The sequence below is a fragment of the Agrobacterium tumefaciens genome (assembly GCF_005221325.1).
GTDB lineage: Bacteria > Pseudomonadota > Alphaproteobacteria > Rhizobiales > Rhizobiaceae > Agrobacterium.
Genome location: NZ_CP039888.1, coordinates 2214189 through 2235254, shown reverse-complemented (window position 1 = coordinate 2235254; position 21066 = coordinate 2214189). Strand labels below are relative to the sequence as shown.

12 protein-coding genes and 1 tRNA gene are annotated in these 21066 nt (G+C 58.6%); 2 read left to right on the top strand and 11 right to left on the bottom strand.

The window, feature by feature from the left end; all coding sequences use genetic code 11:
- Positions 1 to 84: 84 nt before the first annotated feature.
- The 3 genes from CFBP5499_RS11585 to CFBP5499_RS11575 form a co-directional block, all read right to left on the bottom strand.
- Positions 85 to 3279, bottom strand: coding sequence for an efflux RND transporter permease subunit (locus tag CFBP5499_RS11585; RefSeq protein ID WP_080824390.1), 3195 nt, complete (start codon positions 3277 to 3279; stop codon positions 85 to 87).
- A gap of 133 nt (positions 3280 to 3412) precedes the next feature.
- Positions 3413 to 4603, bottom strand: a complete 1191-nt coding sequence (locus CFBP5499_RS11580; protein WP_080824391.1) for an efflux RND transporter periplasmic adaptor subunit — start codon at positions 4601 to 4603, stop codon at positions 3413 to 3415.
- Between the two features lie 56 nt (positions 4604 to 4659).
- Positions 4660 to 5457: an alpha/beta hydrolase fold domain-containing protein gene (locus CFBP5499_RS11575; RefSeq protein ID WP_080827217.1), complete on the bottom strand. Its 798-nt coding sequence runs from the start codon at positions 5455 to 5457 to the stop codon at positions 4660 to 4662.
- A gap of 134 nt (positions 5458 to 5591) precedes the next feature.
- On the opposite strand from CFBP5499_RS11575, the gene CFBP5499_RS11570 reads away from it, so the two are divergent.
- Positions 5592 to 6491: a LysR family transcriptional regulator gene (locus CFBP5499_RS11570; protein WP_006312100.1), complete on the top strand. Its 900-nt coding sequence runs from the start codon at positions 5592 to 5594 to the stop codon at positions 6489 to 6491.
- A gap of 108 nt (positions 6492 to 6599) precedes the next feature.
- On the opposite strand, the gene CFBP5499_RS11565 is transcribed toward CFBP5499_RS11570, so the two are convergent.
- Positions 6600 to 7910 (bottom strand): HlyD family type I secretion periplasmic adaptor subunit, encoded by a 1311-nt coding sequence (locus CFBP5499_RS11565; RefSeq protein WP_175416698.1) that lies wholly within the window; start codon positions 7908 to 7910, stop codon positions 6600 to 6602.
- Positions 7907 to 9619, bottom strand: a complete 1713-nt coding sequence (locus tag CFBP5499_RS11560; RefSeq protein WP_233284150.1) for a type I secretion system permease/ATPase — start codon at positions 9617 to 9619, stop codon at positions 7907 to 7909. Before CFBP5499_RS11560 ends, CFBP5499_RS11565 begins: the two co-directional genes overlap by 4 nt.
- A gap of 447 nt (positions 9620 to 10066) precedes the next feature.
- On the opposite strand from CFBP5499_RS11560, the gene CFBP5499_RS30475 reads away from it, so the two are divergent.
- Positions 10067 to 16675, top strand: a complete 6609-nt coding sequence (locus tag CFBP5499_RS30475) for a cadherin domain-containing protein (protein ID WP_137066285.1) — start codon at positions 10067 to 10069, stop codon at positions 16673 to 16675.
- 280 nt (positions 16676 to 16955) lie between these two features.
- Here CFBP5499_RS30475 and CFBP5499_RS11550 read toward each other — a convergent pair.
- The 6 genes from CFBP5499_RS11550 to CFBP5499_RS11525 form a co-directional block, all read right to left on the bottom strand.
- Positions 16956 to 17030, bottom strand: a tRNA-Gly gene (locus CFBP5499_RS11550).
- 352 nt (positions 17031 to 17382) lie between these two features.
- Positions 17383 to 17619 carry a hypothetical protein gene (locus tag CFBP5499_RS11545; RefSeq protein ID WP_175416697.1) on the bottom strand — a complete coding sequence of 79 codons (237 nt, stop codon included), beginning with the start codon at positions 17617 to 17619 and terminating at the stop codon, positions 17383 to 17385.
- Positions 17620 to 17699: 80 nt separating this feature from the next.
- Positions 17700 to 18188 carry a DNA starvation/stationary phase protection protein Dps gene (gene dps / locus CFBP5499_RS11540; RefSeq protein WP_080824395.1) on the bottom strand — a complete coding sequence of 163 codons (489 nt, stop codon included), beginning with the start codon at positions 18186 to 18188 and terminating at the stop codon, positions 17700 to 17702.
- Positions 18189 to 18310: 122 nt separating this feature from the next.
- Positions 18311 to 19069: an ABC transporter ATP-binding protein gene (locus CFBP5499_RS11535; protein WP_080824396.1), complete on the bottom strand. Its 759-nt coding sequence runs from the start codon at positions 19067 to 19069 to the stop codon at positions 18311 to 18313.
- The gene (locus tag CFBP5499_RS11530) at positions 19066 to 20034 is read right to left on the bottom strand and encodes an iron chelate uptake ABC transporter family permease subunit (RefSeq protein ID WP_080824397.1); all 969 of its coding nucleotides are present in this window, start codon (positions 20032 to 20034) and stop codon (positions 19066 to 19068) included. The genes CFBP5499_RS11535 and CFBP5499_RS11530 overlap by 4 nt, the downstream gene beginning before the upstream one ends.
- Positions 20027 to 20992 (bottom strand): ABC transporter permease, encoded by a 966-nt coding sequence (locus CFBP5499_RS11525; RefSeq protein WP_175416696.1) that lies wholly within the window; start codon positions 20990 to 20992, stop codon positions 20027 to 20029. The genes CFBP5499_RS11530 and CFBP5499_RS11525 overlap by 8 nt, the downstream gene beginning before the upstream one ends.
- Positions 20993 to 21066: the final 74 nt, after the last annotated feature.

Genomic DNA, 21066 nt, shown 5'->3' with positions numbered 1-21066 from the left:
GAACGTTTTGTGTCACGAAAACGCCGCGCATCTGATGATGCGCGGCGGGCTTGCGTCGAAGGTGGCGGTGGATGGGAGTATCGGTCAGCCGGCTTTTTCGAGCTTGTAGTCCGAATTGGCCGGTTCTTCCTGCTTGTGCTGGATGAGCGGCCGGTTGCCAGCCAGCTTGCGCACCAGCACGTAAAAGACCGGTGTCATGAAGATGCCGAAGAACGTCACGCCGATCATGCCGGAGAACACCGCGACACCCATGGCGGCGCGCATTTCCGCACCTGCACCTGTCGAGACGACCAGCGGCACCACGCCCATGATGAAGGCGAGCGAGGTCATCAGGATCGGGCGCAGGCGAAGCCGGCTTGCCTCGATGGCCGCCTGAAGTGGCGTTCGTCCCTCGAATTCCAGCTCCCGGGCGAATTCCACGATCAGGATCGCGTTCTTCGCCGAGAGACCGACAAGGACGACAAGGCCGATCTGCGTAAAGATGTTGTTGTCCCCTCCTGTCAGCCAGACGCCTGTGAGAGCCGCGAGCACGCCGAGGGGCACGATCAGGATGATCGCAATCGGCAGGGTGAGGCTTTCATATTGCGCAGCCAGCACGAGATAGACGAGCAGCAGCGCCAAGGGGAAGACCACGATGCTGGAGTTGCCTGCCAGGATTTGCTGATAGGTCAGGTCGGTCCACTCGTAATCGATACCGGCGGGGAGGTTTTCGGCAAGGATTTTCTCCATAGCCGCCTGTGCCTGTCCCGAGGAGAAGCCCGGTGCCGGACCGCCATTGATATCGGCCGCGAGGAAGCCGTTATAACGGTTGGTACGCTCCGGTCCTGTCGTCGCATCCACCTTCAGCAGGGTGGACAGCGGGATCATCTGACCCGTTGCGGAGCGAACCTTCAGGCGACCGATATCTTCCGCATGGGCGCGGAACTGCGAATCCGCCTGCACACGCACGCTGTATGTCCGCCCGAAGGCATTGAAGTCGTTGACATAAAGCGAACCCAGATAGATCTGCAGTGTCTGGAAGACGTCGCTGACCGATACGCCCAGCTGTTCGGCCTTGGCGCGGTCGAGATCGGCGAAAAGCTGCGGCACGTTGATCTGGAAACTGGAGAAGATGCCCGCCAGTTCCGGCGTCTGATAGGCCTTGGCGATCACGGCTTTTGCCGCTTCGTCGAGCGTCTGGTAACCGTAACCGGCGCGGTCCTCGATCTGCAGTTTGAAACCGCCCGTCTGGCCGAGACCGTTGACCGGCGGCGGCGGGAACATGGCGATGAAGGCATCCTGAATGCCGGCAAATTTCTGGTTCAGCTGCATGGCGATGGCGCCGCCGGACAGTTCCGGTGTCTTGCGCTTTTCGAAATCATCGAGAACCGCAAAGACGATGCCGGAATTGGAGCCGATGGTGAAACCATTGATCGACAGGCCGGGGAAGGCGATGGCGTGGCTGACGCCGGGCGTTTCCATGGCGATCGTGCTCATCCGCTTGATGACGCTTTCGGTGCGGTCGAGCGTTGCTCCATCAGGAAGCTGGGCGAAACCGATCAGGTACTGCTTGTCCTGCGCCGGCACGAAGCCGCTCGGCACTGTCGTGAACATGCCGTAGGTGGCGGCCACCAGAGCCATATAGACGATCATGACAAGGCTCTTGCGCGTCACCAGCCCGCCCACGGTCTTGCCGTAGCCGTTCGAGGCCGCGCCAAAGGCACGGTTGAAGCCGCGGAAGAACCAGCCGAAAATCCGGTCCATGAAGCGCGTGAGCCAGTCTTTCGGCGCACCGTGTTCCTTCAGCAGCAGGGCCGCAAGAGCGGGCGACAGCGTCAGCGAGTTGATGGCCGAAATGACGGTGGAGATGGCGATGGTCAGCGCGAACTGCCGGTAGAACTGGCCGGACAGGCCGGAGATAAAGGCAAGCGGCACGAAGACGGCGACCAGAACCAGCGCAATCGCGATGATCGGTCCGGAGACTTCCCGCATCGCCTTATAGGTGGCGTCACGCGGCGAGAGCCCGTTTTCGATGTTTCGCTCGACGTTTTCGACGACCACGATGGCGTCATCCACCACGATGCCGATGGCGAGCACGAGCCCGAACAAAGTCAACGCATTGATGGAGAAGCCGAAGGCGTACATGACGGCGAAGGTGCCGATGATCGAGACGGGAACGGCGATCAGCGGAATGATCGAGGCGCGCCAGGTCTGGAGGAAGAGGATGACGACAAGCACCACGAGGCCAACGGCCTCGAGGAGTGTATCAACGACCTTCTCGATGGAGGAGCGCACGAATTTCGTCGTATCGTAGACGATCTCGTATTTCACACCGTCAGGCATCGCCAGCTGCAGATTGTCCATCGTGGCGCGGACATTGTCGGCGATTTCGATGGCGTTGGAGCCCGGAGCCTGAAGCACGGCGACAGCCACGGCGGGTTCGCCGTCCAGCAGCGAACGCAGCGTGTAATCGGCAGCACCCAGTTCGATGCGGGCGACATCGCGCAGGCGGGTGATTTCACCGTTTGCGCCGCTCTTGACGATGATGTTGCCGAATTCTTCCGGCGTCGTCAGACGGCCCTGAGCATTGACGTTGAGCTGCAGATCGACACCATTAGGGCTTGGTGAAGCGCCGATGACGCCGGCCGCGGCCTGCACGTTCTGCTGGCGGATAGCGTCGGAGACGTCGCTGGCAGCCAGATCATGCTCGGCCACCTTCTGCGGGTCGAGCCAGACACGCATGGAATAGTCACCCGCGCCGAAGACCTGAACCTGGCCGACACCTTCGATGCGGGCCAGCCGATCCTTGACGTTCAACGTCGCATAGTTGCGCAGATAGGTGATGTCATAAGCGTCGGTCTTGGAGACCAGATTGACGACCATGATGAAGTCGGGCGAGCTTTTGACTGTCGTGATGCCGAGCGCGCGGACTTCCGCGGGCAGGCGGGGTTCCGCCTGCGAGACACGGTTCTGTACGAGCTGCTGCGCCTTGTCCGGGTCCGTGCCGAGCTTGAAGGTGACGGTCAGCGTCAGCACGCCGTCAGACGTTGCCTGGCTGCCCATATAGAGCATGTCCTCGACGCCGTTAATCTGTTCTTCCAGCGGTGTCGCAACGGTTTCGGCGATAACGGTCGGGTTCGCGCCGGGATAGGTGGCGCGCACAACGACGGATGGCGGAACGACTTCCGGATATTCGGAAATCGGCAGGGCGCGCATGCCGAGAAGGCCTGCCACCACGATAAGGATCGACAACACGCCGGCGAATACCGGCCTGTCGACAAAAAATCTGGAAATATTCATATCCAGTCCCTCTCCGGGTCTTTGGGAATGCGAAGGCCGTTCCGGCGGCAATCCTGCCGCCGGTGAAGGCCGGTTCTGTGTGAAGGGGCGCCTCGCGGAAGGGCGGGACGCTTACTGATCAAAAAAAGGCGGTTTACTGTGAGGCAGCAACCTTGTCTTCCGCCTGCGGTGCGATGGTCGCACCGGGACGGATGCGCTGCAGGCCGTTGACGACGATCGTATCACCCGCGGCAAGGCCGCTGTCGATGATGCGCTGGCCATCAGCCGGAGCGCCGGGCTTGATCTGGCGGTAGCTCACCTTGTTTTCGGCATCGACCACGAAGACGAAGCGCTTGTCCTGATCCGTGCCGATGGCGCGATCGCTGATGACGATGCGGTTTTCCGGCTTCGGTTCGCCCATGCGTACCCGCACGAACTGGCCGGGGATCAGCCTGCCATTCGGGTTGTCGAAGATGGCACGGACGCCAATGGTGCCGCTTGCCGAATCCACCTGGTTGTCGATCAGGTGCAGCGTGCCCTTGATCGGCGTGCCTTCATCCGAAAGCGTGCCGATTTCCACGGGGATCTGCTCCAGAGCGGGCAGGGCGCCGTCGGTCTTCGGCAGCTCTGCAAGAGCCTTCGCCACCGTACCTTCGCTGGCATTGAAGCTCGCATAGATCGGGTTGACCGAGACGAGCGTCGTCAGTGCCGGCGAGGTGGAGCCGGCGGCGACGAGGTTGCCGGCGGTGATTTCGATCCTGCCGACCCTGCCGGAAACCGGTGCGATGATTTCGGTGTAGCCGAGATCAAGCTGGGCGGTGGTCAATGCTGCGCGGGCGGCGCGAAGCTGGGCTTCGGCATCCGCAAACGAGCTTTGACGCTGGTCGAGATCACTCTGGGAGATGGTACGGTTGTCGGAAAGCCTGCGGCCACGGTCGAGTTCCGTTTTCGCAAGGCTGACCTTGGCTTCAGCGGAAGCGACCTGGCCCTCAGCGCCGGCAACGGCGGCCTGATAGGGGGCAGGGTCGATGGTGAAGAGGGCGTCGCCTTCCTTCACCAGCGCGCCTTCACGGAAATGCACGGCCTTGATCTGGCCGGCGACGCGGGAGCGGATCTGCACCCGGTCGACAGCTTCGAGACGGCCGGAAAATTCTTCCCAGCGCATCACGTCACGGCTTTCCACCTTGGCGACGGTGACCGGGATCGCCGGCGTTTCGGCAGGCGTGGAAGCGGCCGTGGCATTGCGGCTGGTGGGGAGGTCGAAAAACAGTGCAGCGGCTGCAACGGACATGGCAAGCCCGATACCGGCACCCGTCAGGGCCCGGCGCTTTGTGTTCAGCGTCATGGGTTTCTCCTTCGCTCCTGATCAGGAGCAGGTCAGTTCTGTAATAAATGCGGTATTCAGTGGTTTAACTGGTCAACGAAGGTCTTGAACTCCGAACAGACGGATGAGACCCATCCGCCGCCCTCTCCTTGATAAAGCCCCGTCCAGCCAACGCCGGCGGGGAAAACATGGCTCCGGACGCTGACACCCGAGGCGATGAGGCGGTCTCCATAATTGACCGTTTCGTCGCGCAGAGGATCATCCTCGGCGGTAAAGATCAGCGCCGGCGCCACCCGGTTCAGCCGCGTGCACTGGCAGGGCGCGGCATAGGGGTGGAAAAACCCGCACGCCTTGGCAAGGTAATGGCTCCAGCCATCGGCCCAACGCTGGCGCATGCCGATCCTGTCCGCATTGCGGAAGGATTCCGTCGTCATCATCGGATCGATCATGGGCGACAGAAGAATCTGGCCTGCGAGTTTGCCCGGCATGCGGTCACGGGCTTTCAGCGCAAGACCCGCCGCCACATTACCGCCAGCCTCTTCGCCGGCCACGAACAACAGCGATTTCGCGCCGCCATAATGTTTGCGGTCCCTGCTCAGATGGTCGAGCGCTTCGAAAGCGCAATCGATCACCATCGGAAACTCGTTGCCGGACGGCTTGCTATAGTCAGCCTCGACAACGATCGCGCCGCTTTCCGCCAAAGCGCGGGCCACGGGAAGTTCCGGGCAATTGCCGCCCTTATCCAGAAACGAACCGCCGCGCAGATAAAGGATCACGGGTGGGTGGCTGCACTGGCCGGCACCTTCATATCGGCGCACCGAAAGCTCAGATGCGGAGCCTCCACAGCGTTCGATGTTTTCCCAGTGCGCGTTCATCTGATCCGGTCCCATGCACCGCCATTGGCAGCGCACCATATTTGCAAAATCTGAAATTCATATTATTGTTCGGGAGAAAACGATCAAGTACGTCAAAATGAAAACACTATTCCAAAAAAACGGATAATAGCTATATGGATCAGCTTTCCGCCATGCGGGTCTTTACGCGCGTCGTCGAGACAGGCAATTTCAGCCGCGCCGCCACCGCGCTGAACATGCCCAAAACCACTGTCACCAACATGGTGCAGGCGCTCGAGGCGCATTTGCAGACCACGCTTCTCAACCGCACCACGCGGCGGGTGATGCTGACGACGGACGGCGCTCTCTATTATGAGCGGGCATCACAGATTTTATCGGAAATCGAAGAGTTGGATGGCAGTATGTCCAGCGCACAGGTGCAACCATCCGGCCGGTTGCGGGTGGAAATGGCCGGTGTCTTCGCGGACCTGGTGGTTATCCCACATCTTTGCGAATTTTACCAGCGTTATCCGCAAATCCGTCTCGATCTCGGCGTTGGCGACCGTCTGGTCGACTATATCGCGGAGAATGTCGACTGTGCGCTGCGCGTGGGCGTGCTGCGCGATCAGTCGCTGATTGCCCGTAAAGTCGGCGAACTCCGGTTCGAGACATTCGCCTCGCCATCCTACATCGAAAATTTCGGCATGCCGCGCGAGCCGGAGGATCTGGAGAAGGAGCACTATTCGGTGGGCTACCTCAATGCCACCACCGGCCAGATCATGCCGGCCTCCTTCGACAATGGCGTGCGCAGCGTCGAACTGACCCCGAATTACGTCGTCTCGGTCAATGACAGCCGCACCTATCTCAATGCGGCGCTGGCCGGCATGGGCATCGTGCAGCTTCCCGTCTTCATGGTGAGGGATGCGCTCTCGCGCGGTGAACTGGTGCCGGTGCTTTCGGAATGGCGGCGCGAAGCCATGCCGATCTATGTGGTCTATCCGCAGACCCGGCATGTGACCAACAAGGTGCGCGTTTTTGTCGACTGGCTGGCAAAGCTGGTTCACGGGCTGGTGTGAGGCAGGCGATCATCCGCCGGCCCCGTTCGGCGACGAAAACGATGAAGGCGCACGCGGGCGACGGAATGTTCGTGGCCGGCAGAAACCGCATGGGTCGCCTCAATCCCTTCACTCCTCTCGCATCGCCTTTTCTACCTGGTCCGCGAGCGGCTTGACGAGATAGGATAGCGCCGTTCTTTCGCTTGTCTTGATGTATGCTTCGACCGGCATGCCGGCGAGCAGGCTGAGATTGCCGAGTTTCGCCAGTTCATCCGGCTTGATTTCAATGCGCGCTGTGTACCAGCTTTCACCCGTTTGCGGATTGCTGACGAGATCGGCGGCAACCGTCTTCACGTACCCAGCGACCTCTGGCGTCGTGCGCTGGTTGAAAGCGGAAAAACGCAGGGTGGCCTGTTGGCCGACATGCATCTGATCGATATCGGCCGGCTGGATTTTTGTTTCCGCCACCAGCCGGTCATTGGTGGGCACAATCTGCATCATGGTTTCACCGGCGGTGATGACGCCGCCAATGGTGTGGACGGCAAGTTCGTGTACGATCCCATCCTGCGGCGAGCGGATATCGATACGTTTCAACTGGTCTTCCGCCGTGACCTTCTGTTCCGACAGCTCTGCAAGCTTGTTGTCGACATCACGAAATTCCGTCAGAACCTCCGCCAATCGGTCCTGATCGAGCTGAAGGATTTGCAGTTCGGTTTCAGTGACGCGTGTTGCCGCTCTGGCGATCTCGGCGATCAGCTGGCCGCGCTCGCCATCGAGTTGAGCCCGCAGCCGCTCCAATTCTGCCAACCGGTTGAACTGGATCAGTTGCTGTTCATTGAGGCTTCTGACGCGAACGAGTTCCTGTCCGATCCACGACAGTTCCTCCTCTTTGGCACGCTTGCGAACGACCAAGCCTTCGTTTTCCTGTCGTATCTGGTCGATGCGCTGTGCAAGCTGGGCTTTCTGGCCATCAAGGGTGCGTTTCCTGGCAGCGAAAAGCGAAGTTTCCGCTGGGATATACTCTGCAATGTCCCCTTCATCTGTTTCATTAGATAGACGCGCCGGAACCGCAAGCCTGCCGGCGTCGTCCCGCTCCGCCACAAGCCGCATTCTTCTGGCACCCAGTTGAGCCATCTGTTTTGCAACGATGGCAAGATTGGCCCGCGTCACTGTGGCGTCAAGCCGAATGAGCAGGTCACCTGCCTTGACGACTGCACCGTTTGGCACGCGGATTTCCCCGACAATGCCGCCTTCCCGGTGCTGGATACGCTTGACGTTTCCATCGACGACGACAGTGCCAGTGCCGATCACCGCGCCCGAAAGATTGGCTGTCGCAGCCCAGCCCCCAACGCCAAAAACCATGAGAGCAAGAGTGCACCCACCTGTGATCGTATAAAGCCGAATGGAACGGCTGGCCGGACTTGGTTTTGTCGTGTTCATGCTTTTTCCGATACAGCACGTATTGTCGTCTTGCGGAGCACCTCGTCGCGTGGCCCAAAGGCGACCATCGCGCCTTGGGCAAGGACAAGAACGTTATCCACCGCCGAAAGCGCATTCGGCCGATGTGCGACAATCACCACGATGGCGCCGCCTTGCCGCGCGATAGTGATCGCATTCGTCAGCGCCAGTTCGCCTTCCGCATCGAGGCTGGCATTCGGCTCATCAAGAACGATCAGGAACGGTTTTCCAAACAGTGCCCTGGCAAGGCCGATCCGCTGGCGTTGCCCGGCCGACAGCGCCGCGCCGCTATTGCCGATCCTTGTGTCATATCCCTCCGACATCGACAGGATGAAGTTATGCACATCCGCCAGTTTCGCCGCCTCGATAATGTCCGATGGTTGAGCCGAGTTGGAAAACCGGCTGATGTTATCAGCGATTGTGCCGTCGAACAGCTCGACGCCCTGCGGCAGATAGCCAATTGAAGGGCCAAGCGCTTCCGGATGCCATTGATCTAGTTCGGCTCCGTCCAACCGCACGTTTCCACGAGCAGGTGGCCAGATGCCGACAAGCGCGCGCACAAGTGTTGATTTACCAGAACCGCTTGGACCGATGATGCCAAGACCCTGTCCGGCCGCGAGCGAAAAGTTTACGTCGCGAACTGACGGCGCTTGAGAACCCGGAGCGGCAATCGACACACCCAAGACGGCAATTGATTTCGAAGGCGTGGGCAGGGGCATTTTCTCCCTGTCCGCACCGATCTTGTCCAGAAGCTGGCTGAGACGACCTTTGGCCTGCCGGAAATTAACAAAGCCGCGCCATTGGCCTATCGCCTGCTCGATGGGTGCAAGCGCCCGCGAGGTGAGAATGGAGGCGGCGATCATCGCACCGGGGGATGCCAGCTGCTGGATGGCAAGCCATGCGCCCAACGCCAGTACCGCGGATTGCAGCGCCAGCCGGAATATTTTCGAAAAGGTCGAGAAGCTGCCGGTGGCATCGCTCGCGCGCCGCTGCTCGTGAATATAGGCGGCATTGGTTTGTGACCATTTTTGCGCATAGGCGCTCTTCATGCCCATGGCGTGCAATGCCTCCGCATTGCGCCGTCCGGCTTCGACGAATTCGGCGCGTGCCGATGACAGCATCGAGACTCTTCGGGCCGGGTCACGCAACACCGCTTCGCTGCAGAGTGTCATAACGACCAGGACCGCAGCCCCGGCGATCGCCAGCCAGCCAAGATAGGCGTGGAACAAAAACAGGATGCCGATATAAAGCGGCAGCCAGGGCATGTCGCAAATGGCAACCGGACCCGGACCGCTCATAAATTGCCGCATCTGCTCGAGGTCCCGCACCGGCTGTGCGGCCACCTCCTTCTTCGACATTTTGAGTGGTAGCGCGAGCACCGCATCGAAAGTCGGTCCGCCAAGCTGCTCTTCGATCCGTTCACCGATACGCGACAGGATCCTCGCCCGGATCAATTCGAGAATACCGAGGAATACATAAAGAGCGACGGCAAGTACCGACAGGGCGACGAGCGTCGGCACGCTGCGGCTGGCAAGAACGCGGTCGTAGATCTGCATCATATACAGCGGGCCGGTCAGCATCAGTAAATTGGTAAAAGCGCTGAGCAAAGCAACGGAGAGAAAAGCACCTCGGGTCGCGCCCAAGGCAGCGGCGACACGGGGTCGAGTCACGTCAAGGTTGGAAATTGTCAAGGTGCGCTTCCTGGATGAGGGCGTCTGGATTTTTGTTCGGTAGAAGGTTGTGGGTTTTCCAATAGGTGCGAATCCATTCCAACGTATTGATTAAAACAATTGTTTTCTAAATTGACTGCCGCCGTGATGCGGTTTGCAGCGGAATTATTATACATCCCGCACTTAACGGACGTGAAAACGATCTCGCCTTCCAACGTCCGGTAGGCGTCTTTATTTCCTTTCACCACAACTGAGACCGCGAACTTAAAAATAAAATCTATAATAAATTAATTCTTTGCTCTTCATTAAAATATGATATTTTTTCAAAAATTTAATAAAAATTATTAGTATAAACCATGAATTAATTGATTTAATAGGAGAATAATATAATCGTATTTCGCTTGAAATGAAATTTTATATTATTTTTATCCAAAAATTTTATTAAAATCTCAATTAGAGGATGTTAATGTGGCGATAATTACCGGAAAATCAACGGATGATACTCTAGTCGGTACGGTGAATAACGATGAGATTTATGGGTTGGGCGGCAACGATACGCTTGATGGCGGGGCCGGCAACGACACGCTTTACGGCGGGGTGGGAGCCGACCATCTGATCGGTGGTGAAGGCACCGATACGGCAGCCTATACGACTGCGGTGACGGTCAATCTGAAGACGGGCGTCCACAAGGGTGAGGCTGACGGCGATACCTTCGAAAGCATCGAGGTTATCCAGGGTTCGCAATATGCCGATACCTTCGTGGGGACGGCGGGGGCCGACACCTTCAACGCGGGTACAGACAGTTATATCGACACTATCGATTATTCGACGTCGTCTTCGGCGGTGCGTGTCGATCTGACGACGCAGGCCGTTTCGGGTGGCGATGCGGAAGGCGATCGGCTGACCGGCTTCGAGCGGGTGGTGGGTTCTGACTTTGCCGACACGCTGTCGTCGTCGACGCAGCGGCATGTTCTGATAGGCGGCGCGGGTGATGATGTCTATATCGTGGGCGACAATAATATTACGGTCACCGAGCTTGCCTATGACGGCGAGGACGAAATCAGGACGACACTCAACAACTATAGCTTGGAGTATCTTGTCAATATCGAACGCCTGACATTCACGGGCAGTGGCGACGCTCGTCTTGTGGGGAACTCCGGGAATAACACCATCACCGGCGGAGCAGGCAACGATATGCTTCGTGGCGCTGCAGGAAATGACGTCCTCCAGGGCGCGGCCGGCGACGACACGCTCTACGGCGGGGCCGGGGCTGACCGGCTGATCGGCGGCGAGGGTACGGATACGGCGGTCTATTCGTCCGCGGTGACGGTCAATCTGAAGACGGGCGTTCACACGGGCGAGGCTGACGGCGATACGTTCGAGAGCATCGAGGTGATCCAGGGTTCGCAATATGCCGATACCTTCGTGGGGACGACGGGTGCCGATACCTTCAGTGGGGGTACGGGCAGTTCTATCGACACGATCGATTATTCGACGTCGTCTTCGGCGGTGAAGGTCGACCTCACGAAACAGGTCTTTTCCGGCGGCGATGCGGAAGGAGACCGGCTGACCGGCTTCGAGCGGGTGGTGGGTTCCGACTTTGCCGATACGCTGTCGTCCTCGACGTATCTGCATGTCCTGGAAGGCGGTGGGGGCGACGATGTCTATGTCGTTGGCAATAATGGCATCACGGTTATCGAGTACGCCAATGGCGGTGACGACGAGATCAGGACGACGCTCAACAATTATAGTATGGACTATCTTGTCAATGTCGAACGCCTGACGTTCACGGGCAGTAGCGACGCTTCTCTCGTGGGGAACTCCGGGAATAACATCATCACCGGCGGGGCAGGCAACGACACGCTTTACGGGGGTGCCGGGGCCGACCGGCTGATCGGCGGCGAGGGCATAGATACGGCGACCCATTCGACTGCGGTGACGATCAATCTGAAGACGGGGGTTCACAAGGGTGAGGCTGCCGGCGATACGTTCGAAAGCATCGAGGTTATCCAGGGTTCGCAATATGCCGATACCTTCGTGGGCACGGCGGGGGCCGATACCTTCAATGCGGGTACGGGTAAATATAACAATTCGGAATATATCGATATAATCGATTATTCGACGTCGTCTTCGGCGGTGAGTGTCGATCTGACGACGCAGGCCGTTTCCGGGGGTGGCGATGCGGAGGGCGATCGGCTGACCGGCTTCGAGCGGGTGGTGGGCTCCGACTTTGCCGACACGCTGTCGTCGTCGACGTATCTGCATGTCCTGGAAGGTGGTGCTGGCGACGATGTCTATGTCGTTGGCAATAATGGCATCACGGTTATCGAGTACGCCAATGGCGGTGACGACGAGATCAGGACGACGCTCAACAATTATAGTATGGACTATCTTGTCAATGTCGAACGCCTGACGTTCACGGGCAGTAGCGACGCTTCTCTCGTGGGGAATTCCCGGAGCAACATCATCACCGGCGGGGCAGGCAACGACACGCTTTACGGGGGTGCAGGGGCCGACCATCTGATCGGTGGCGAGGGTACGGATACGGCGGCCTATTCGTATGCGGTGACGATCAATCTGAAGACGGGGGTTCACAAGGGTGGGGCTGCTGGCGATACGTTCGAGAGCATTGAGGTTATCCAGGGGTCGCAATATGCCGATACCTTCGCAGGCACGGCGGGGGCTGATACCTTCAATGCGGGTACGGGTAAATATAACAATTCGGAATATATCGATATAATCGATTATTCGACGTCGTCTTCGGCGGTGAGTGTCGATCTGACGACGCAGATCGTTTCCGGCGGCGATGCGGAGGGCGATCGGCTGACCGGCTTCGAGCGGGTGGTGGGCTCCGACTTTGCCGACACGCTGTCGTCGTCGACGTATCTGCACGTCCTGGAAGGTGGTGCTGGCGACGATGTCTATGTCGTTGGCAATAATGGCATCACGGTTATGGAGTCCGCCAATGGCGGTGACGACGAGATCAGGACGACGCTCAACAATTATAGCATGGACTATTTTGTCAATGTCGAACGCCTGACATTCACGGGCAGTGGCGACGCTTCTCTCGTGGGGAATTCCGGGAACAACGTCATCACCGGCGGGGTAGGCGCCGACACGCTTTACGGCGGTGCCGGAGATGACCGGCTGATCGGTGGCGAGGGTACGGATACGGCGGCCTATTCGTATGCGGTGACGATCAATCTGAAGACGGGGGTTCACAAGGGCGAGGCCGCCGGTGATACGTTCGAGAGCATTGAGGTGATCCAGGGGTCGCAATATGCCGATACCTTCGCGGGCACGGCGGGGGCTGATACCTTCAATGCGGGTACGGGTAAATATAACAATTCGGAATATATCGATATAATCGATTATTCGACGTCGTCTTCGGCGGTGAGTGTCGATCTGACGACGCAGATCGTTTCGGGTGGCGATGCGGAGGGCGATCGGCTGACTGGTTTCGAGCGGGTGGTTGGTTCTGACTTTGCCGATACGCTGTCGTCCTCGACGTATCTGCATGTCCTGGAAGGTGGTACTGGCGACGATGTCTATGTCGTTGGCAATAATGGCATCACGGTTATGGAGTCCGCCAATGGCGGTGACGACGAGATCAGAACGACACTCCGCAATTATAGCATGGAGCGTATTGCCAATGTTGAGCGTCTGACATTCACGGGCAGTGGCGACGCTTCTCTCGTGGGGAATTCCGGGAACAACGTCATCACCGGCGGGGTAGGCGCCGACACGCTTTACGGCGGTGCCGGAGATGACCGGCTGATCGGTGGCGACGGCACGGATACGGCGGTATTTACGGGAAAGCGCGGCGATTACGACATTAGCTATAATTCTCTGACACAGGCCTATACGGTGAAAGATCTCCGTTCCAGATCTCCGGAGGGCAGCGACCGGATTATGGAGGTCGAGCGGTTCCAATTTGCAGATGATGTTCTTTCCCGCGAGGCACTGAAGCCGAGAGAAGAGAACCGGGCACCAACGGATATTCTGGTGACGGGCGGCACCGTTGCCGAGAACAGTCCCGCAGGCACGGTCGTCGCGACGCTTGTGAGCATCGATGCAGATCCCGGCGATACGGCAACCTTCGCCCTCGTCTCCGGAGAGACCGGCAGCTTCGAACTGGTCGGAAAAGAGATCAGGGTGAAGGCGGCTGCGGATATCGATTACGAGGTTGCGCGTTCGCATGAACTTGTCGTGGCGGTCACGGATGCCGCTGGTGCGACCCTGATCAAGACGATCACCATCATGGTCAGTGATGAGGCGGATGGTGGCATTGCTGGTACTGCTGGGAGCGACACGTTCCTTGGCAGGGCGGAGGCTAACATCTACTATGGCGGCGATGGCATCGATGTCGTTAGCTATAGGGATAGCGACAGTGCAATCACGATCAACCTCACCACCAATATCCACACGGGTGATGCGGCGGGCGACATCTTCAAAAGCATCGAGGTGATCGAAGGCACGCGCTTTGGCGACGCCTTCATCGGCAATAGCGGTGCGAATACTTTCATCGGTGGCTATGGCGTCGATACCGTTAGCTATGCCAGTGCCTCGACAGCGGTGAATATCAACCTCGCGACGGGCGTTCACACCGGCGATGCTACAGGCGATATTTTCGAGAGCATCGAGGTGATCGTTGGTTCGTCGCACGACGATACATTTATCGGCGATGCCGGGGCGAACATCTTTCACGGCGGCGATGGCATCGATACCGTCAGCTATGCGGGTGCGTCCGCAGCCGTGAGCATCGACCTGACGTCTGGCGTCAATGGCGGTGGCGCAGAGAACGACCTGCTGATCGCAATCGAGCATGTGACCGGCTCGGACTTTGACGACCGGCTGTCTTCCGCAACGGCTGGCCATGTGTTGGCCGGTGGGCGCGGCAACGACATCTATGTCCTGGGCGATATCAATGTTCAGATCATCGAAGGAGAGGACGAAGGGATCGATCTGGTGGAGACGGCGCTCTCCGGCGTGACGCTGGGCGCGCGTCTGGAACGGCTGACCTATACCGGCAGAGATGCCTTTATTGGCACTGGCAATGATCTGGACAACGTCCTGATCGGCGGCGCGGGCAATGATACGCTTATCGGCCTAGGCGGGGCGGACTACTTCGTTGGAGGTGCTGGGGCGGATCGCTTTATCGGCGGTGACGGTATCGACATCGTCAGCTATGCCAGCGCCTCGACAGCGGTGACCATCAACCTTGCGACGGGCGTTCACACCGGCGAAGCTGTAGACGATAGTTTCGAGAGCATCGAGGTGATCGTTGGTTCGGCGCATGACGATACATTTATCGGCGATGCCGGGGCGAATATTTTTCACGGTGGCGATGGCATCGACACCGTCAGCTATGCGGGTGCGTCCGCAGCTGTAAGCATAGACCTGACGTCTGGCATCAATTGCGGCGGCGCAGAGAAAGATCTGCTGATCGCAATTGAGCATGTGATCGGTTCGGACTTTGACGACCGGCTGTCTTCCGCGACCGAGGGGCACCTTCTCGAAGGCGGCCTCGGCGACGACGTCTACATTGTTGAGCGTTCAGCTGTGCGGGTCATCGAGGTTAGCGGTGCGGGGATCGACAGGGTGGAGACTGCTCTCGACATATATGCGCTGTCCGCGGGCTTGGAGAACCTCACCTATACCGGCAGCGGCGCCTTCATCGGCGCCGGTAATAATCTCGACAACGTCCTGATCGGCGGCAGGGGCAATGACATGCTGATCGGCGGTGGCGGGGCGGATCGTCTGATCGGCGGTGACGGTATCGACGCTGTCAGCTATGCCAGCTCTTCCACAGGCGTGAACATCAACCTCGCGACGGGTGCTCACACGGGCGATGCTGCAGGCGATAGTTTCGAGAGCATCGAGGCGATCGTTGGTTCGGAGCATGACGATACGTTTATCGGCGATGCCGGGGCGAACACCTTTATCGGCGGCGCCGGCGTCGATACCGTCAGTTATGCCGAGAGCCATATCGGTATAATGGTCAACCTGACGACGGGTGTGCATGCCGGCGGCGCTGAAGGTGATGTGTTCAGAAGCGTCGAGGTGATCCGAGGGTCGAGCGCGAATGACTTTTTCATCGGCGATGCCGATGCCAACGTCTTCCACGGCGGTGCTGGCACCGACACTGTGGTGTTCCGCGGCAAGAGAAGTGACTATTCCCTCACTTTCGATGGCGTCACGCAGACTTATATGCTGAGTGATCGGCGGTCGGGGTCTCCGGATGGTAACGACAAGGTCAGTGGAGTCGAATTGTTCCAGTTCGCCGACCGGACCCTTACTCTTGAAGCATTGCTGGGTTCGCAGAATACTCCGCCGACCGATATCCTAGTGAAGGGCGGGACCATTGCCGAGAATAGCCGCGCCGGCACTGTCGTTGCGACGCTCGCGGGCATCGACCCGGACATGGATGATACGATGAGCTTTTCGCTCGTCGCGGGAGCGACAGATCGGTTCGAACTGGTCGGTAATACGATCCGGGTGAAGACAAGTTCGATGCTGGATTATGAGACTCAAAGTGAGCACGAACTCGGTATTATGGTCACGGATGCGGGTGGCGCGACTTTCACCAAGAATATCACTATCGCGGTAAGTGATGTGGCGAATGAGGGTGTTCGTGAGGGGACAGCCAAAAAAGACGTCATCTACGGCAAAGCCGGGGATGGCGTTATATATGGCTATGCCGGCAACGATGTCCTTGTCGCCGGGGTCAATGGCACCACGCTTTCGGGCGGCAACGGCGATGACATAGTTTCTGGCAATTGTGCCGATGATCGCATCATCGGCGGGCAGGGGGACGATATGCTCTCAGGCCTTGAGGGCAGGGACGCTTTTGTGTTCAGCGCGAATGAAGGCAATGATGTCATTTACGACTTCAATGTCGCCGAGGATATTATCGAGATTCAAGGCATCCCGCTGGCAACGTCGTTTGAGCAGATCATGGCCAATATCTCCGAGGCCGATAACCAGATTACGATCAATTTTGGTGATAGCAACGGAGTGTCGCTCGATGGGGTAAGCAAGTGGCAACTCACCACTGACAATTTTATTTTCGCCTGACAGACCCAAAGCCGGGCGGTTTTCCGCCCGGCTTTTTTGTGCTCGTATCGCTCACTTAAACCACGCGGTGTCTAGGCAAGCGTTCTACTGTTTGATTTTTCTTTCCATCGCAGCTGATTTTGTGAAGCCCACTCATTCAAGGTCGCCAAGACCATCAGCCGTATCCAGATTTGCGGCTTCGCTGGCATACAGTATAACCAGAGGGGCGATTCATCGCTCATATATGAAAATTATGCGGTAATAATCGGCGCGCGTTAAAAAATCAGTGTCAACAAGAAACTGGAGCGGGCGAAGGGATTTGAACCCTCGACCCCAACCTTGGCAAGGTTGTGCTCTACCCCTGAGCTACACCCGCTCAAATCCACCGGTCCGGGGTAGTTCGCTGAACCGTGGGCCGCCGAAGCGGCGACGGGTGCTATATCGCTCAATCGTTTTTGGAATGCAACAGTTCTTTTGCGGTTTCGGTGGAAATCCTCCCGGCCGCGTGTTTATTCGAAAACGCGTACCCTATGCGGTTCCAGACGGAGGCAGGGGCGGGCGAAAGCGTTGTTTCGGCTGTTCTTTATTCCCGAGGCACAGGGCGCGCGGACGGCCGATAGTGCAGGAAATAACCTGTTTACATTTGGTTAAAATCTGATTCGACAAGTGATTCGTTCGGGTGTACAAAATTGATGCCCACGAAAAAAGAAACGATACTTGGCATATCATCATCGGGAGGATGAGCCTTGTCGTACGCAGCTTTTGAAAGAGTCGGCGCGCAATTGTCGCCAGAACAAATCACCGATCTGCAGAATATTTTCGATGGTGTTTGTTTCGAGTGCTTTCAGGATCGCAGCAGCCATGTTGCCAATGAGTGTGCAGCAATTTTGATCCGTAGCGCCCAGCGCGGCATTCTGGATCATGAGATGTTGCGCGACATAGGGCTTGCGGTTCTGCGCCGCCATTGATGACATCATCTTTACTAAAAAAGCGCCCGAATCTCTCGGGCGCTTTGCTGTGATGAGCCTGCTGGAATGCTTTCGGCTCAGCTCTTTTCCTGTACATGGGCTTCGAGGAACCACAACGACTTGTCGAGATCGCGCGAGGCAGCGGTGAAGATGTCCGCCGTTGTCGGGTCGCCTGCCTCGTCGGAATCGTCGATCGCTTTGCGGATCATGTTCGCGACGTCGCCATACCGCTCGATCAATGCATCGAGATGGTCGTGGATTTTGAAGATATCGGTCGGATAGGCCTTGAGCTTCGTCGTCGAGGAAACGGCCTGCAGGCTGCCGAGCGCCGTGCCGCCAAGCTGCACGACACGCTCGGCAATCGTGTCGCCGTGATTGTCGAGCTGGGTGCGGAAGGTGTCGAGAAGTTCGTGGACGGCGATGAATTGCGGACCTTTCAGGTTCCAGTGCGCCTGCTTGGTGATGAGCGCGAGATCGATCACCGAGGCAAGGGATTCGTTCAGAATGCCGATCACGGTCGACTTGGCGTTGGAAGGCAGGTCGTTCTTCGTCTTGTGCGTCTTCATCGATGTCTCCTGAAGTTGCGGACGGAATGCCGCTTTGGAAAAGTCCGTCGTTTAACGTCCGGGCCTGTGGCCCCGTTCCATGCTAAGCAAAGCGGTGAGAAAAATCCTGCGCAATCATCATGTCATTCGTAAAACAGGCAGATGCGCCGGCCGTCTATGTCCTCGACGCGGATCGGCATGTCGTAGATATCCTCAAGGATATCCGGGCGGATGATCCCCTCCGCCGGCCCCTGATGGCAGATGCGGCCTTCGCGCATGGCGATGATGGTGTCGGAATACCAGGAGGCGAAGTTGATGTCGTGCAGCACCAGAACCACTGTTTTCTTCAGCTCGTCGGCGGCGCGGCGCATGATCTTCATCATGCCGGAAGCGTGTTTCATGTCGAGATTGTTGAGCGGCTCGTCAAGCAGCACGTAATCCGTATCCTGGCACAGAACCATGGCCACGAAGGCGCGCTGGCGCTGGCCGCCGGAAAGCTCGTCGAGAAAGCGGCCGGCGAGGGCTTCGAGATGCAGATATTCCAGCGCCCGGTCGATATGGACCTTGTCCTCAATGGCGGGGCGGCCCTTCGAATAGGGGTAACGGCCGAAACCGACGAGATCGCGCACTGTCAACCGCGACGAAATGTGGTTGTCCTGCCTTAGGATCGAAAGCCGCTTCGCCAGCGTGTCGGAAGGGGTTTTCGTGACATCCAGCCCGTCCACCGTCACGGCTCCGGCGTCCATGGACATCAACCGCGCGACGATGGAGAGCAACGTCGATTTTCCCGCCCCGTTTGGCCCGATGATGGAGGTGACGCCGCCTGCCGGAATGGAAACGGAGACGCCGTCGACGACGAGGGTATCGCCATAGGATTTGCTGATCTGACTGGCGATGATCATCGCGCACCCCGCTTCAAGATAAGACCGATAAAGACGATGCCGCCCAGAAATTCGATGATGATGGAAAGTGCCGTATCGAAGGCGAAGATGCGCTCCAGCACCACCTGGCCACCGACGAGGCAGATGATGGCGATGAGGATCGCCGCCGGCAGCACATAGGCATGTTTGCCGTTGCCGGTGAGATAATGTGCAAGGGCGGCGACCAGCAGGCCGAAGAACATCACCGGGCCGACGAGCGCGGTTGAGACGGCGACGAGCACGGAGACCAGCACAAGGATGATGGTGACCGTGCGCTTGTATTCGACGCCGAGGCTGATGGCCGTGGCGCGGCCGAGCGAGAGAACATCGAGCGTATGCAGCAACCTGAGCCCGATGACGGTCACCACGCCGATGATGATGGCGGAAATGGTCAAAAGCGTCGGATCGATGGAATTGAAGCTGGCGAAGAGCACATCCTGCAGCACCGTATATTCGTTCGGATCGAGCACGCGCTGCATGAAGCCTGACAGGCTGCGGAAAAAGACGCCGAAGACGATGCCGACCAGCACCAGAAGATGCAGGCTGCGTTCCGCGCCGACGAAAAGCCAGCGATAGAGCAGGGCCGAGAAAGCGACGAGCAGGGCGGTCTCGGTGAGAAACTTCAGCTGTGGATCGATCATGACAACGGTTGCGGAGCCGAAGACGAAGACCAGCCCGGTCTGCATCAGCACGTAGAGTGAATCGAAGCCCATCACCGAAGGGGTGAGGATGCGGTTGTTGGTGACCGTCTGGAACAGCACGGTGGAGACGGCGATGGCATAGGCCACCAGAAGGAGCGACAGAAGCTTGATGCCGCGAAAGGGCAGCACGAAGCTCCAGCTTCCCTTCGCGCCGAGCGTCATGAAGGCGACCATGGAGATGAGCGCGAATGCTGCAAGCACGAGGAGAACGGTTTTTGCGCGCCTTTCGGGATGTTTCTCACGCATGGTGGCGTTTCCGCAGCAGGAGATAGAGGAAAAGTGCGCTGCCGATGACGCCGACTACGGTTCCGATCGGTATTTCGTAGGGTGCGCGCACCGTTCTGCCGATGATGTCGCAGGAGAGGACGAAGATGGCGCCAAGCGTCGCCACCCAGGGCACGGAGCGGCGCATATTATCGCCGATCATCAGGCTGACGACGTTTGGCACGATCAGCCCGAGAAAGGGGATCATGCCGACCGTGACCACCACGACGGCGCTGACCAGCGAAACGATGGTGAGGCCGAGCGCCATGACCCGGCGATAGTTCAGACCGAGATTGGTGGTGAAATCACGGCCCATGCCGGCCACGGTGAAACGATCGGCGGCGAGATAGGCGGCGATGGCGAAGAGGAAACCGACCCACAGCAATTCATAGCGGCCGCGCAGCACCCCGGAAAAATCTCCCGTCATCCAGGCGCCAAGCGATTGCAACAGATCGAAACGATAGGCGAAGAAGGTGGTGACGGCGGCAATGACGCCGCCGAGCATGATGCCGATCAGCGGCACCAGCAGTACATCGCGCAGCGGCACCTCTCGCAGGATACGCAGGAACAGCGCGGTGCCTGCCAGCGCGAAGGCGGCGGCTACCAGCATCTTGCCGAAGATCGGCGTGTCCGGCGCAAGCAGGGTGACGGTGAGGAGGCCGAGGCCGGCGGATTCGGTGGTGCCCGCCGTCGAAGGCTCCACGAAGCGGTTGCGCACCAGCATCTGCATGATGAGACCGGCAATCGCCATCGAGCTTCCGGCGAGGATCAGCGCCAGCGTGCGCGGAATGCGGCTGACGAGCAGAACGCGTAGCGCATCCGCGCTTGTGTTCGGCGCAAGGAGCGTGGCGAGCGAAACGTTGCTCACACCCACGAACAGGCTGGTGATGGCGAGCGCGAGAGCCAGAAGGAGGGCTGATATGAGGGGTAGGGATTTCACGTTGGCGATGTTTCAAAAAATGCTGGCGCTTCGGGCCGCCCGTCACGCTGCCGAAAGAGACGAAGGCCTCCTCT

Excerpts from the sequence above, each read along its gene's own strand:
- CFBP5499_RS11585 (WP_080824390.1), bottom strand. The coding sequence starts at position 3,279 with ATGAATATTTCCAGATTTTTTGTCGACAGGCCGGTATTCGCCGGCGTG.
- CFBP5499_RS11580 (WP_080824391.1), bottom strand. The coding sequence starts at position 4,603 with ATGACGCTGAACACAAAGCGCCGGGCCCTGACGGGTGCCGGTATCGGG.
- CFBP5499_RS11575 (WP_080827217.1), bottom strand. The coding sequence starts at position 5,457 with ATGAACGCGCACTGGGAAAACATCGAACGCTGTGGAGGCTCCGCATCT.
- CFBP5499_RS11570 (WP_006312100.1), top strand. The coding sequence starts at position 5,592 with ATGGATCAGCTTTCCGCCATGCGGGTCTTTACGCGCGTCGTCGAGACA.
- CFBP5499_RS11565 (WP_175416698.1), bottom strand. The coding sequence starts at position 7,910 with ATGAACACGACAAAACCAAGTCCGGCCAGCCGTTCCATTCGGCTTTAT.
- CFBP5499_RS11545 (WP_175416697.1), bottom strand. The coding sequence starts at position 17,619 with ATGGCGGCGCAGAACCGCAAGCCCTATGTCGCGCAACATCTCATGATC.
- dps (WP_080824395.1), bottom strand. The coding sequence starts at position 18,188 with ATGAAGACGCACAAGACGAAGAACGACCTGCCTTCCAACGCCAAGTCG.
- CFBP5499_RS11535 (WP_080824396.1), bottom strand. The coding sequence starts at position 19,069 with ATGATCATCGCCAGTCAGATCAGCAAATCCTATGGCGATACCCTCGTC.
- CFBP5499_RS11530 (WP_080824397.1), bottom strand. The coding sequence starts at position 20,034 with ATGCGTGAGAAACATCCCGAAAGGCGCGCAAAAACCGTTCTCCTCGTG.